Consider the following 13,421-nt stretch of genomic DNA (forward strand, 5'->3'; position numbering starts at 1 on the left):
ATGGATGAACCAGCGGACGATAGGATCAGGGAATTAGCCGAGAAATGGGCTGACGGTACCATTTCGCCTGAAGAGCAGGCGCAGTTGGACAGGTGGCTCCTTTCCAAAAATGAGGGGCCCTTGCTGTGGGAGGGTATCGATACCGATGAGGAAGCGTTGCGTACACGACTGAAAAAGCAATTGCTACAGCGGATACAGCGACCAAGAAGCCAGATGAGACGCTTCGTGGCCAGCGCCGCTGCTGCTATAGTGGTGCTTGCTGCATTGGCGGGATATTACCGGTTCGTTTCGCATGGCGATGGCCCGCAGCTTGCCGATACGCAGCCTATCGTACCCGGTGCCGACAGGGCTTTCCTGACACTAGCCGATGGACAGACCATTGAGCTAGCACCTGATCAGGAAACACTGGTTATTGTCGGTACCGAGCTCGGCTACCCCAACGGGCGCTCCATCGGTGTTGCACTCGATGCCGAATCGCTCGATTGGAATACCATCAGCACACCCAATGGCGGCAAGTACAAAATCCGTCTGCCCGATAGCTCCCTGGTTTGGTTAAATGCGGGATCATCGCTACGGTTCCCTTCTATGTTTTCCTCCGAGGGTCGACATGTGGAACTTCGCGGCGAGGCCTTTTTCGATATTGCCGAACGGCGGGACAAACAAGACCAAAAGATTTCCTTCACCGTGAGCACCGAACACCAGTCGGTCGAAGTGCGGGGCACCCAGTTTAACGTAAGTGCCTACGAAGACGATGGGCAGACCCAGACCACGCTATTGGAGGGCAGTATCCACATCCACGTGGGGCAGTACGTCTATCCCATCCAGCCGGTCCAGCAGGCCGTCCTCATCAACGGGTCCGACAGGCCAGGGATTAACCAGGCCGATACGGCGGCAGCTGTAGCTTGGAAAAACAACCTGTTCCGATTTAAAGGATTAGACATAGGCGCGGTCATGAAGCAGATTGCCCGCTGGTATGACGTTGATATTGCCTATGTCGGCAAAATAACAGACCAACAACTCACGGGCTATGTTTCTCGCGACTTGCCGATCGGCAATGTGCTAGCGATGCTCGAAGAGATTAGCAACATGCAATTTGATATTCAGGGCCGTACGGTCACAGTAATAAGAAAGCCTTAGTATGTTTAACCTTAAAAGTAGCACCGCCATGGCATAACGATTATCCTTCATAAAAAAATCCGCCCGGAATCAGATTCCAAGCGGACCGTCAACCGAAATATTAGCGTATTGCGGTTACATTCAGTAGTTCAGTAACAACCGCCATCAGCACTTGTCAACACGTGATGGCGGTCTATAACTTACATAAACCAGTACAAATATACGATGAATCATGCATTGTTTGGGCCTTTCTATTGGAAAAGGCCGATTATCCGTCACATACGGATTTCATTAATTAATAGTCTATTAATCATGAAGCTCATTGCCGTTCTCCTAGTTGTATCATGCGTCCAGTTGAAGGCTACCACTTTATACGGTCAGACCATTTCCATAAACAAACAGAACGTATCCATGGAAACGATCTTCGAATCTATCCGCGAACAAACCGGCTATAATTTTCTATTTGTAGACGGTGCAATACCGGCCGACAACAAGTTCACTGTCCATGAACAGGGTGAGCTCAAACAGGTGCTTAGTGGTCTGCTTCAAAAACACGGACTTACCTACACCATCAAGGATAAAACCATCTTGGTAAAGCCCACCCCACGCAACGCTGTACCACAACCAATACATGCAGGAGCTATCCCCGTTAAACAGTCCGCCTTTTCCGGTACTGTATTGAATGAACAGGGCCAACCTTTGTCGGGAGCCACCATCCGTATCAAAGGTACCCCGCAGACAGCGGTAGCCGACGAAGACGGCCGTTTTTCATTTGATGTTGCACCCGAAGGGGCTGTTTTGGTGGTTTCCTATACAGGCTATCAGTCGCGGGAAATAACGATGGCTAACCGGGTTGACGTTAATATCCGCTTGTCGCCCGAACCGCTTAATTTGTCGGAAGTGGTTGTGGTGGGCTATGGCACCCAAAAACGTGTAAATCTGACCGGGTCCGTTGCCACGGTAAACAGCGAGGTATTTGAGGGCCGCCCGGCTGCCACGGTCCAATCGGCCATCCAAGGTGCACTTCCCGGTCTTACTATACAGGTCGGTTCTGGTCAGCCCGGTCGCTGGAACACCAGCATGAACGTGCGGGGCTTAACTACGTTGAACAGTGGCAGCAACCCCTTGATTTTAGTTGATGGTATTCCCTACAGTGGGTTGGATATGCTTAATCCCGATGCAATCGAAAGCATCAGTGTGCTGAAAGACGCTTCTTCATCGGCTATTTACGGCGCGCGTGCGGCCAATGGTGTATTATTGATTACCACCAAAAGCGGCGGACAATTCGATACTCCGGTATTTACTTACAACGGGCATTATGGCGTCCAAACGCCTACACGGCTTCCTGAACTGGTTGATGGAAGGGAGTTCATGACCCTCACCAACGAGGCACGTGTGAACGCTGGTCTAGGGCGCCTCTACACAGAAGACGCTTTTACGGCCTACGATGCCGGATCATCGCCCAACGACTATAACAACACCGACTGGATCAATGAGATATACAAGGGGAATGCGCCACAACAAAATCATCAAATCAGTGTGCAAGGAGGGAAAGGGAAAACGGGCTATTTCCTGTCTTACGGGCATTTCCAGCAAGGTGGTTTAATCGTAGGAAACAGCTATGATGGTACCCGCAACAACATGCGTCTGCGCGTTAATACGGAATTGTTTGACCGGCTGAAAATCGATGGAAATATCGGATATATCCAATTCGACCGCCATGAAAACGCACTGGCCGGCACCGCAGGCGTATTCCGGCTGGCCCAGCGTGCCAGTCCACTGTTGCCTGTGCGTTGGTACGACGAAGCCACCGATGGTTGGCAAACATCTAACCATTATGCATACGGGTCGGTCCGTAACCCCGTTGACGTCGCTCATAATTCCGGTTATGACCGGTTTACCTCGAAAACCCCGTCGGTCAACGTCAAAGCGGTGCTCAATATTATCGATGGGTTGGATGTGTCGGCCCAATATGGCTTCACTAACTCTATTTACCGAACCAAAGAGTTTAACGCAGCTATGTACCGATACCTATCGGACGGTTCCGAATATCCCGGGAATGCCGATCTGCGCAATACCATTTCCTTGAGCGAGAGCGACAACCTCAACGAGTTGCTCAATACCACCGTTACCTATGAAAAAAATATAGGGGACCATTACTTCCGTGGATTGGCTGGCTATGCACAGGAGTATGGGTTCATTTCCTCATTGGGGGCATCGCGTCAGAATATCTTGATGGATGGCGTTGAGCAGATCAACCTCGGCACGGAAAACATCCAGAATAGTGGCACAGAAACCCACTGGGCACTGGCCTCATTTTTTGGCCGTATCAATTATAACTACCGGGAAACATACTTGTTTGAGGCTAATATCCGGCGGGATGGCACGTCGCGTTTTGCCAAGGACCGGCGCTGGGGTACATTTCCTTCCTTTTCGGCGGGTTGGGTAATCAGCAACGAATCGTTCCTCGAAGAGGCCCCTTGGTTGTCGCTCCTGAAAATCCGCGGATCTTATGGTGAACTCGGTAACCAAAATGTCGGCAGCGACGGCAACTATTACCCTTACCTTACGGCGATCTCTCGTATCGAAAATGCGTACCCAATAGGGGATGGTCGTAATGTTGGCTTTGCACAAGGGGCTTTGGGGAACAGCCAGTTGATTTGGGAAAGCTTGCGCATGACCAATATCGGACTCGATGTTCAACTACTCAATAACCGGCTGACGTTCACTGGAGATTACTTTATCAAGCACAACAATAACGCATTATTGCAGCCGGTCTACCCGGCTACCATTGGTTTTACCAGCACATCAGCCTTGCCCCTAGTCAATATGGGGAAGGTAGAAAGTAAGGGCTGGGAAATCGCCGTTGGCTGGAACGATCACATTGGTGACCTCCGGTACAGCTTCACGGCCAACCTCGCTGATGTACAGAACGAAGTCATCGCACTGGGTAAAAGTGCCCCGGTGCTTGGCAACAACCTGATCCGTGAGGGTGACCCGCTAAACGCCTATTTCGGATACCTTACGGATGGGCTGGCTACGGCCGCCGATTTCGGTGGATTTGATGAAGCGATCCAACGCTACACGGATCCCTCATTTCCTACAATCAGCTCCTATACGGCCGTTACCCAGCCTGGTGACATCAAATACCGAGATATCAGCGGGCCGGACGGTGTACCCGACGGCAGAATCGATAACGACGACCGCGCCATTTTCGGCAACCCGTATCCGCGCTACACGTATTCACTCCGGGGACAATTTAATTGGCGGGCGTTTGACTTTTCATTCTTCCTGCAAGGTGTTGGGCAGATTGATGGTTATCTCTATGACGAGGCTATCCACGCCTTTATCAATGACTATTCGATACCACAGCGGTACCACCTCGACCGGTGGACGCCGGAAAACACCAGCGCGAAATATCCCCGACTTTATTATACGCAGAACCACAACCGTGAGTTTTCCGACTACTGGGTCCAAGACGCGTCCTACCTGCGCTTGAAAAATGTGCAGGTGGGTTATCAGTTGCCGGATAAATGGGCATCGCGTGTACGGCTCAGCAGACTCCGGGTATATGTTTCCGCAGATAACCTGTTCACGAAATCCGACTACTTTTATGCCTATGATCCCGAGGTACGGTCGACATCGGGAGACGCCTATCCGCAGGTGAAAACGATTATTGCCGGTTTATCGCTCACATTAAAATAATGCAACGCCATGAAATTACTACATTATATAAAGCAAAATAGCTATATCCTGCTCACGATTTGCCTATTGGGCTCATGCAACGACAAACTAGATAAATTCCCGCTGGATGCGGTTACCAACGAAACGTTCTGGGCAACGGAAGAGCAACTTGCGGCAGCCACTTTCCGCTGTTATGACGTCCTCAACAAGGATCTTATCAACCTCGGAGAAGGATGTGCCGAAAGCGGTTACTGGGGTGCCGTTTCGGGCGGATTGAACAAAGTATCCGGGGGTCAGCATAGTAACGATGGATTTCCCGTTTCCACTTGGTGGAATAATAGCTACGCGAATATCTTCCATTGCAACAACTTCCTCCAAAACTACGACCGGGCACCGGTTCCCCAGGCAACAAAAGAGCGCTATGCGGCAGAGGTGGTTGCCCTGCGTGCTTTCAACTACTTTCTTCTGACCAGCTTGTACGGTGATGTGCCCCTTATTGACAAGGTGCTTACCGGAGAAGATGAAGCGCTCTATGGGCCGCGGACAGCAAAAGCCGATGTCGTGCAATGGGTACTGGCCGATCTGGACTGGGCCATCGAGCGGCTGGGTGAGGAAATCCCCGGCGGCAAAGACCTGGGGCGCATCAATAAATGGGGGGCACTTGCGATAAAAGCACGATTGGCCTTGCAAAATGAACTGTGGGATGTTGCCGCGGATGCAGCCCTTCAAGTCATGCAGTCCAACCAATACTGGCTTTATGACGATTACCACGAATTGTTCCAAATCGAAGGCGACATTTCGGAGAACCCAGCCAACCGGGAGACCATCATTTCGGCATTGTACAAAGAGGACGTACGCATGCACAACCTCAGCGGCGAAACCTGCAAGCCGGTTGACTACGTGCGTTTCAACCCCGGTAAGCTGCTGGTCGACGATTATCTCTGTACGGACGGTATGCCGGCCGTAAGAGGCTATACCTACCGTGATAATGCCAGTGTGGAACTATCACCGCTGTACAACCGCGACGAACCTACCTATGCGAATTATTGGCAGAACCGCGATCCCCGCATGGCCATGACGATTCTAAAGCCCGGTAGCGAGTGGGTAGGTGGCAATGACGGCACACCCGGAGATAATGTCACGGCTACGCCGGTTTTCCAACTACCGCGGTTTGCCAGTCTGAAAAATAACAATCGCAATGGTGCGAACAGCATGACCGGTTTCTATTTCACAAAATACAATGACCCGGATGTTGCGCTGAATACGAACCGTGATCATAAAGATATCATTGTGTTACGATATGCCGAAATCCTGCTGATTTATGCGGAGGCCAAGTTCGAACTGGGGCAATTCGACCAATCGGTGGCCGACGAAACAATCAACGAGCTCCGTGAGCGTGTTGGCATGCACCCCATGCGCCTCGATGAACTTGCGGCGTGGAATATGGATGTGGAAACCGAGATCCGTCGGGAACGTCACGTGGAGCTCGCCTTTGAAGGCATGCGTCTGTTCGATATTTACCGCTGGAAAGAAGGTGAGCGCATGGGACTTCCCGTAACCGGCCCGAAACTTGAAATTGTAATGACCGAGTTGGGTGGTAATCCCTATGCAGACAACGGTGTGGATGAACACGGCGACATTGTTTACGAGCGGTCTGTGGCACAAGGTGGAGGACGCAATTTTGACCCGGCGAAACATTATCTGTGGCCTGTTCCAAATTCAGAGCGAATAAAGAATCCCAAAATAACTCAAAACCCGCATTGGGAGTAAGGTAGTACAGCCAGCATCCAGACCATGGGATGCTGGCTTACTTAATAACGAAAAAAATAAACACATGCTTAACTATATGTTGCTCTTACTGATCGTTGCCTCCACGTGGGGTGGTTGCAGTAAACATGCCCCGAGTTCCGAAACCGATACATCTGTTGCCGACACGATCGATAGCGGTCGCTTAAACATTCGGATAATGACATATAATGTGCACCACTGTGCCCCGTATGTGCCTGGGGAAGATACCCAACCCGACGTCGATGGTATTGCCGCGGTCATTATGTCTGCTGGAAATGATATCGTCCTTTTGCAGGAACTTGATGAAAAAACCGACCGCTCGAACGACGTGGACCAACTCCGCGCATTATCCATCGGAACGGGCCTAAAACACTACGCCTTCGGCAAAACAATTGATTACGGTGGTGGTGCCTACGGAGTCGGTATACTTTCGCGGTTCCCCCTGGAAAACAGCAAACTGGTCTTGCTGCCCCACGAAGCCGTTGAAGGCCGGCGCTCCGAGCAGCGAGGGGTGCTAATTGCCGACGTCAAACTTTCTGAGGAACGTACCATTACGGTGGCGAGTACACACCTCGGCCTTAGCGAAGCGGATAGGTTATTGCAGGTCAAAGCGATTAACAACGAGCTCGCCAATGCCCCGCACCCGGTGATTATCGGAGGCGATTTCAATGCGAAACCGGGTTCAGCCCCTTTGCAACTGCTCCAATCAGCAGGCTATGAGCCTACTTGCACCGACTGCCTGTCCATACCATCGACACAGCCCACCCGGCAAATCGATTTTCTGTTCACGAAAGGGCATGTAGATTTTTCAGTTGTGGAGAGTAATGCCATTGTCGGAACTACAGCTTCAGACCACCTGCCGGTTGTCGCTACGTTGATGGTATCTTTCCACCAGCATTAGTCCGTGGTTCCCGCCGCGCCGTTGGGTATAGACCAGCAGGCGGGTGAGCCGTTGTGGCTGCGGTCCGCTTAATTGGAGTGCTGACGGGATGCGTTGCTCACGGAGCATTTGTAGGCCCAATGCCAGCGCCGCGGCAATCACGGTATCGTAGTCGCCCAGCACGTGCTTGAACCCCACAACGGGTATCCCGGTAAACAACGCTTGCGTCACCTCCTGGTAGATGCCGTCGTAGCGCGCGTCGCCGTTATACCCCAGCAGTACGGCATCGATCGCATCGGCATCCAGGCCGTTTTTTTGCAAGAAATTACCGACAAAGGCTGTGTGGTCGTCGGTCTCGAGGCGTGTCTCCACGGCGGTGACTTTCCCAATGGGCGATGGGCCCGGCTGCCGGGATGCGACGAAAAACGTGGCGCCCTCGGCGACGATTTCGCCGGGTGTCGGGTCGGTTAGCGACGTCGGTATAGCCGGTGCATCGCGCTTGAGGTAACCCGCCATGTCCCAAAAGGTGGTGGTGCGCTCCCCCAGTTCATCCACTCCCCCCAACAGGATCGTGGCCTCGGGGTGCTCGCCCAGGTACAACATGCCATCGAGCAGCGCCGACTCGAAAGAATTGGCGTTGTTGACGTAGGTCATGTTGTACCCCTTGCATTTGAGGGCCAGCGCAATCGCCGCAGCAGCCATGTTGTGGGTCGATTGGATAAACGGCGTGGGGTTCATTGATTGCCCCTCATCGGCCAATAGGGCCTCCACAAAGCGTTCCGAGTCGCGGAGGCAACCCAGTCCCGATCCGGTAATCACGGCATCCACGGTGGTCCGGCCGGCGTCCTGCAAAGCCAACTGCGAAGTGAAAATGGCCATCCGCATGCTTTTGTTCATCCGGCGCAGCTGTAGCGCGGGGATCAGTGCTTTATAATCAGGGTCGCATGCCGGTACGGGGTTTTGCGTGTACGGCAATATGCTGTCGAAAAAATAGCCGGGTTCGGTGGTTGGCTGTATGGAAATGCCAGCCATGCCGTGGATATAGATAGGCTTAATCATGGGCAGATGAAAATAACAGGGAACCGCAATTGCCCCCGAATCCGAACGAATTGGATAGCACGTGGTTTATCGTTGCTGGCAGTAGCTCGGTTTGCGGCACGATACCCAGCGCCGCGATGGGCTCCGAAAAATTCAGGTTAGCGAAAACCTCCTGATGCTGTAAGGCCAACACGGAAAACACCGCCTCAATCGCGCCGGCGGCGGCCAGCGTGTGGCCGGTGAATGCTTTCGTGGAGCTGAAGGTTGGTAGCGATTCGGCCGTACCATAGATGCGCAGCATCGCCTGTCCTTCGGCAAGGTCGTTGTTGGGGGTGGCGGTACCATGGGCGTTGATGTAACTTACCGCGTCAGCATCCAGCCCAGCTACCTCCAGTGCCTGCTTCATGGCGAGATAGGCGCCCTCGCCATTGTCGGATGAGGCCGTTTGGTGGAACGCATCATTGGCGTGGCCATAGCCGCTGAGGTAGGCTAGGGGGGCTTCCGCGCGCGCCGTAACCCGCTCCGCGCGCTCCAGCACGAGGTACGCTGCGGCCTCGCCGAGATTCAGCCCATTGCGGTGCTCGTCGAACGGGCGGCAATGGCTGTCGGTATAGATCATGAGCGAATGGAATCCGTTGATGGTAAAGCGCGACAGGCAGTCGGTGCCGCCTACAACGGCACGGTCCAGCAATCCGGCCTTGATCATCCGGGCGCCCAGCATGATGGCGTTGGCTGCCGATGAACAAGCGGTGCTGATGGTGGTCACGTAGTCGGTTATCCCCAAGTGCCGGGCCATCTGCTCGGTGCCGTAACCACACGGATGCGTAGGGATAAAATGCCGGTGTTTGTCCGTAGCTAGGTAATCGTCGTAATAGCGCTCGGTGGCATCCATGCCACCAACGGTGGTGGCCGAGATGAGACCGGTCCGACAGCCGTCGGCAAGATCGATGGCGGCAGCAGCTTCTTTCGCAGCCAGCAGGGCCAGCAAGGTGCTGCGGGTATAGGCATCGCCAGCGGCAATGCCCAGCCTTTCGGCCAGTTGATCGTTCGATAAGGCGATTTCGCCCACCATCAGCTTACCCCGGTGGGGGGTATCCAGCTGCCGGATAGAGCCGATGCCGTGGCGGGATGCATGCAGCGACCGGTAGTTGGACGCGACGTCCTCCCCGATGGCCGAGATAGCTCCCATACCAGAAACGGCAATCCGGTCAGGTGCACTCATGGTCGGTTGGCCTCGATAAAGTCGGCCATGGTTTGGATGGTTTCAAAAACCTTCCGGCCCTCCTTCGGGTCCGAAAGCTTGATGCCATAGCTTTTATCCAGCATCACGATGAGCTCCAGCGCATCGATGGAATCCAGCCCCAGCCCATCGCCAAAAAGCGGCGTCTGATCGTCGAGATCGTCTACGGTCAGGTCCTCCAGGTTCAATTGCGCAATGATTTTAGTTTTCAGCTCTTGTGTCAGTTCACTCATCTTCTTCGTTGTATAATCTTTTCAATTGTTCCACCTTATGCGGCCACCCCCCCGATGGTTCCAAGCGGTATACCAGCAGGTCACACGTTTCGTCCGTCACCTCCGTCCACCCACATAGCGCACTGGTTGCCGCATGCTGCCCTTCCAGTGTTGCGTCGGCGTATGGCACCAGAAACTCGGGCAAATAGCTGTCAAAAATAAAGAAAACATTCTCGCTTTGCAATTGGTGACGGATACTGATTTCGCCCAGGGCAATATTGGGCAGGGTGTAGACGAATGTCGCCGGACTGGCTACGGGGTCTTCCGCCCCGAAGATATCGTTGGCATGCCGGCTGTCGGACAGATAGCTGGACGACCGGTTGGCGAAAACGAGTGGGGCATGGCGCTCGTAGGGGCCCGATTCGCGGGCGATGAGCTCCGCAGCGATAAAGATGGCTTTGCAGAGGCCATCCATTTTATGGAATTTCGGATAGTCGATCGCCAGTTGCCGGTAGGCCGACTTGAGGAAGTCGCCAAGCGGTGTCGCCGGGTCGGCGGCAAAAAAAGGAGTGCCGTCTACGCGGATGGTACGCCCGCGGATGGTGCAATAAGATCGGATGCGGTTGGGATGTCGTTCCATAGGTCACCCGTTTTGAATCATTGTCGCTATGTTACAGCCACCAAAGCCCGAGGCGGTTTTGAGGAAGGCGCGGAGTGGCCCCGGCGTGCGCTGCGTAATGATGTTCAGCGGTCGACTGGTGCCTTGGTGCGCAAATCCGGGCGACGGGATCAGCACGTTGTTTTTCAGCGAGTGGATGGCCATCACCGTTTCGAGCAGGCCGCTGGCCCCAAGGGTATGGCCGAAGTAGCCCTTCAGGCTGTGCGCCGGAACGGCCGAGAGCCCGCATCGCTCAAACGCAATCGCCTCCATCTCGTCGTTGTAGGGCGTGGCGGTGCCATGGGCCGAAAGGAAATCGGGGGTTACCGCGGCCGCTTCGCGCATGGCTTCCGTGATGCTTAAGTACAGCCCCTCGCCCGTACGTGATGGACCCGATATGTGGTTGGCATCGTTAAAGGTGCCCACGCCGGCGATCTTCATGGCGCCGGTTACCCGTTCGGTCGAAAGGTATACCGCGGCCACGGCTTCGCCCAGGTTCAGCCCTTTCCGATCGCGGTCAAACGGCCGGCAGGGACCGTCGTCCAACGCCTGGAACGCATCAAACCCCGAAACGATGAATTTCGATAGCTCGTCGCCCCCCACCACGATGGCCCGTTGGTAGCGACGGTCATGGCGGAGTAGCCGCCGCGCCACGGCGATGGCCAGTGAGCCCGATATGCACGCATTGGAAACGGGAATGGGCGGATTGGCAAATCCGAAATAATGCTGGATGGCTCCTGCCATGGCGGGAATGGTTGCCCGTTGCTGCGGAAACGTGCTTGCCGGATTGCCCAACAGCCCGATGTTGCCTTTGGTGGTGGAGAGAACCACCAGCGTACCTTTGTCCAGCGGAATGCCATGTCTGTCGATAAGCCGTTGCAGCGCCAGAATGAACAGCCTTTCCAATCGTGTATAGCGCCCGGCATCGCGGACAAGGGGAGTCCATTGCGTATCATCCATCCGGGCGGCATGGATCGGGTGGTCGCATAAACCCACATCCATCACGGGTGCAACGGCCGTATGGCCGTCAAGCAGCCGCTGGAAATTCACCGCACTGCCCATCCCCAGCGGGGAGATGACCTCATCACCGACGATATATACCTCATCCCGCATCATAGGTCGTGTTTCGCCTTCCACTTGGCAAAGAACGGCGGGTTGGTGAGCACCAGCTCGCCGTCGACATCGGTGAAGACCTGCGTGGTCTCGCCAGTGGCCACCACTTGCTGTTCGGTATTGAATATGGTATAGCGGAATGTCATTTTCGCCGCTGCGTTATTCACGAACACGGTTTCGATATCGGCCCACTCGCCATGGCGCAGGGGCAATTTATACTCACAGACGCACTTCACCACGGGTGCGAGGTAACCCTGCTCGCGGATATGGCGGTAGCTGATGTCCATGGCCTCCCCAAATGCCTCGCGACCATCTTCAAAGTAGGTAATGTAATGGCCATGCCACACGATACCCAACGGGTCGGTCTCGTTGAAACGTACACGGAAGCGGGTGCGGTGTCGGAGGATCGGATCCATCAGCTTGTTTTGTTTCGTTTGTCGTAAAGGATGGCTGCCAGCAACGTGACCATAAAGAACAGGAGCAGGTAAGCCAACGGTTGCGCAATGTCTGCGGCCGTACCATTCCGTAGAATGACATCGTAAAAGGCCGAAATCCCCCAATTCATGGGCGAAAATGCCGATATTTTCTGCATGATTTCAGGCATGATGAACGTGGGCACCCAAACCCCACCCAACGCAGCGAGGATGATGACGAAGATGGCGCCGAACGGTGCCGATTGCTCCTGCGTCTCGGCCACGGTACCGATGAGGATGCCCAGGCCGATGGCCGCGAGGCCGGCCACGAAGGCGATCAGCAACATCAACGGGAATTGCCCACCCGGATCAAATTCGATGAGGCCTATCAGCGGAAAAACGTATTTAGCAATCATCAGCATCAGCATAAACTGGATGAGGCAGATCACGGTATAGGTGAGTATTTTGCCGCCCAGGATGATGGCATAGGATACCGGACTGGTGCGCAGCCGGATGTACGTGCCGAGGTTTTTCTCCTTCACTAGGTTGATGCCCAACGGCACTACGATGAAAAAGATGCCGAATAGAATCCACGCGGGTACATTGTGCTGCACGGCGTTCGGGATGATGCCATCGTTCCCCTTCTGGGCAATCGTTTCCTTAAAGGAGATGATTTCGCCATTCAGCAAACCGGGGTCTTCACCCAGCTCCATTTGGTCGATGAATACATCGTATATTTTCTGGACCTCCACTTTGGCGAGGAGTTGCTCAATATTGGTTTTCACGCCGTTGCGGAAGGTTTGCCCCGCCGCCGGATCGAAATAAATCGTAATTTCCTGCGTTTTCCACTCCTTTTCTTCTTCGGCTGGGGCACTGTCGGTATCCATCACGGCTAATTCGCCAAGAATCCGGTCGACATTATGGTTCACCTTTTCGTTCAGCTCCTTGCTGATCCCTTCGGGGATGACCAGGGCAATCTGGTAATGGCCCTCGCTCACCAATGTCCGGGCGTATGTGTCGTCGATGGGTTTGCCGTCGACCTCCGTCACGACTTGGATGTTGGGCGCCTCGCGGAGGTTGCTGGCGACGATCCGGCCAATTTCGCCGCTATCGTTGTCGACCAACACAATCGGCAGGGTCGATTCGCCCACCGCCTTGAACGTGCTTTCCTGAATAAGCGTAATGGTGATGATCAATACCGCCGGCATAAAAAACAGGATGGCCAGTCCACCCCAGTCGCGGAGCAACAGCAGCACCTCCTTATATGCCGATGCCATCA

11 protein-coding genes are annotated in these 13,421 nt (G+C 54.2%); 4 read left to right on the top strand and 7 right to left on the bottom strand.

Annotated features, from left to right (window positions below; all coding sequences use genetic code 11):
• The 4 genes from U9S71_RS06550 (at position 1) to U9S71_RS06565 (ending at position 7,489) form a co-directional block, all read left to right on the top strand.
• Entirely contained in the window at positions 1–1,137 is a 1,137-nt protein-coding gene (locus U9S71_RS06550; protein WP_326326152.1) for a FecR family protein, read from the top strand.
• A gap of 390 nt (positions 1,138–1,527) precedes the next feature.
• Positions 1,528–4,821 carry a SusC/RagA family TonB-linked outer membrane protein gene (locus U9S71_RS06555; RefSeq protein ID WP_326326154.1) on the top strand — a complete coding sequence of 1,098 codons (3,294 nt, stop codon included), beginning with the start codon at positions 1,528–1,530 and terminating at the stop codon, positions 4,819–4,821.
• A gap of 9 nt (positions 4,822–4,830) precedes the next feature.
• Positions 4,831–6,570, top strand: coding sequence for a RagB/SusD family nutrient uptake outer membrane protein (locus U9S71_RS06560; protein ID WP_326326156.1), 1,740 nt, complete (start codon positions 4,831–4,833; stop codon positions 6,568–6,570).
• Between the two features lie 64 nt (positions 6,571–6,634).
• A complete protein-coding gene (locus tag U9S71_RS06565; protein WP_326326157.1) occupies positions 6,635–7,489 on the top strand; it encodes an endonuclease/exonuclease/phosphatase family protein in 855 nt (284 codons plus the stop codon).
• Here the strand turns inward: U9S71_RS06565 and U9S71_RS06570 are convergent.
• The 7 genes from U9S71_RS06570 to U9S71_RS06600 are packed head-to-tail and all read right to left on the bottom strand — an operon-like array spanning position 7,436 to position 13,419.
• Positions 7,436–8,527, bottom strand: a complete 1,092-nt coding sequence (locus U9S71_RS06570) for a beta-ketoacyl synthase chain length factor (protein WP_326326158.1) — start codon at positions 8,525–8,527, stop codon at positions 7,436–7,438. The genes U9S71_RS06565 and U9S71_RS06570 overlap by 54 nt on opposite strands.
• Positions 8,520–9,728: a beta-ketoacyl-[acyl-carrier-protein] synthase family protein gene (locus tag U9S71_RS06575; protein ID WP_326326159.1), complete on the bottom strand. Its 1,209-nt coding sequence runs from the start codon at positions 9,726–9,728 to the stop codon at positions 8,520–8,522. Before U9S71_RS06575 ends, U9S71_RS06570 begins: the two co-directional genes overlap by 8 nt.
• Positions 9,725–9,979 carry a phosphopantetheine-binding protein gene (locus U9S71_RS06580; protein ID WP_326326160.1) on the bottom strand — a complete coding sequence of 85 codons (255 nt, stop codon included), beginning with the start codon at positions 9,977–9,979 and terminating at the stop codon, positions 9,725–9,727. Before U9S71_RS06580 ends, U9S71_RS06575 begins: the two co-directional genes overlap by 4 nt.
• Entirely contained in the window at positions 9,972–10,598 is a 627-nt protein-coding gene (locus U9S71_RS06585) for a hypothetical protein (RefSeq protein ID WP_326326161.1), read from the bottom strand. The genes U9S71_RS06580 and U9S71_RS06585 overlap by 8 nt, the downstream gene beginning before the upstream one ends.
• Before the next feature lie 3 nt (positions 10,599–10,601).
• Positions 10,602–11,732 (bottom strand): beta-ketoacyl-[acyl-carrier-protein] synthase family protein, encoded by a 1,131-nt coding sequence (locus U9S71_RS06590; RefSeq protein ID WP_326326163.1) that lies wholly within the window; start codon positions 11,730–11,732, stop codon positions 10,602–10,604.
• Positions 11,729–12,145 (bottom strand): acyl-CoA thioesterase, encoded by a 417-nt coding sequence (locus tag U9S71_RS06595; RefSeq protein ID WP_326326165.1) that lies wholly within the window; start codon positions 12,143–12,145, stop codon positions 11,729–11,731. Before U9S71_RS06595 ends, U9S71_RS06590 begins: the two co-directional genes overlap by 4 nt.
• Entirely contained in the window at positions 12,145–13,419 is a 1,275-nt protein-coding gene (locus tag U9S71_RS06600) for an ABC transporter permease (RefSeq protein ID WP_326326166.1), read from the bottom strand. The genes U9S71_RS06595 and U9S71_RS06600 overlap by 1 nt, the downstream gene beginning before the upstream one ends.
• Positions 13,420–13,421 lie beyond the last annotated feature (2 nt).

The organism is Parapedobacter flavus (assembly GCF_035818675.1).
Taxonomy (GTDB): Bacteria; Bacteroidota; Bacteroidia; order Sphingobacteriales; family Sphingobacteriaceae; genus Parapedobacter; species Parapedobacter flavus.

What these genes read in the sequence shown, in the direction of transcription:
- U9S71_RS06585 (WP_326326161.1), bottom strand. Translation starts at nt 10,598, where the DNA reads ATGGAACGACATCCCAACCGCATCCGATCTTATTGCACCATCCGCGGG.
- U9S71_RS06590 (WP_326326163.1), bottom strand. Translation starts at nt 11,732, where the DNA reads ATGATGCGGGATGAGGTATATATCGTCGGTGATGAGGTCATCTCCCCG.
- U9S71_RS06575 (WP_326326159.1), bottom strand. Translation starts at nt 9,728, where the DNA reads ATGAGTGCACCTGACCGGATTGCCGTTTCTGGTATGGGAGCTATCTCG.
- U9S71_RS06580 (WP_326326160.1), bottom strand. Translation starts at nt 9,979, where the DNA reads ATGAGTGAACTGACACAAGAGCTGAAAACTAAAATCATTGCGCAATTG.
- U9S71_RS06555 (WP_326326154.1), top strand. Translation starts at nt 1,528, where the DNA reads ATGGAAACGATCTTCGAATCTATCCGCGAACAAACCGGCTATAATTTT.
- U9S71_RS06565 (WP_326326157.1), top strand. Translation starts at nt 6,635, where the DNA reads ATGCTTAACTATATGTTGCTCTTACTGATCGTTGCCTCCACGTGGGGT.
- U9S71_RS06560 (WP_326326156.1), top strand. Translation starts at nt 4,831, where the DNA reads ATGAAATTACTACATTATATAAAGCAAAATAGCTATATCCTGCTCACG.
- U9S71_RS06570 (WP_326326158.1), bottom strand. Translation starts at nt 8,527, where the DNA reads ATGATTAAGCCTATCTATATCCACGGCATGGCTGGCATTTCCATACAG.
- U9S71_RS06595 (WP_326326165.1), bottom strand. Translation starts at nt 12,145, where the DNA reads ATGGATCCGATCCTCCGACACCGCACCCGCTTCCGTGTACGTTTCAAC.
- U9S71_RS06550 (WP_326326152.1), top strand. Translation starts at nt 1, where the DNA reads ATGGATGAACCAGCGGACGATAGGATCAGGGAATTAGCCGAGAAATGG.
- U9S71_RS06600 (WP_326326166.1), bottom strand. Translation starts at nt 13,419, where the DNA reads ATGGCATCGGCATATAAGGAGGTGCTGCTGTTGCTCCGCGACTGGGGT.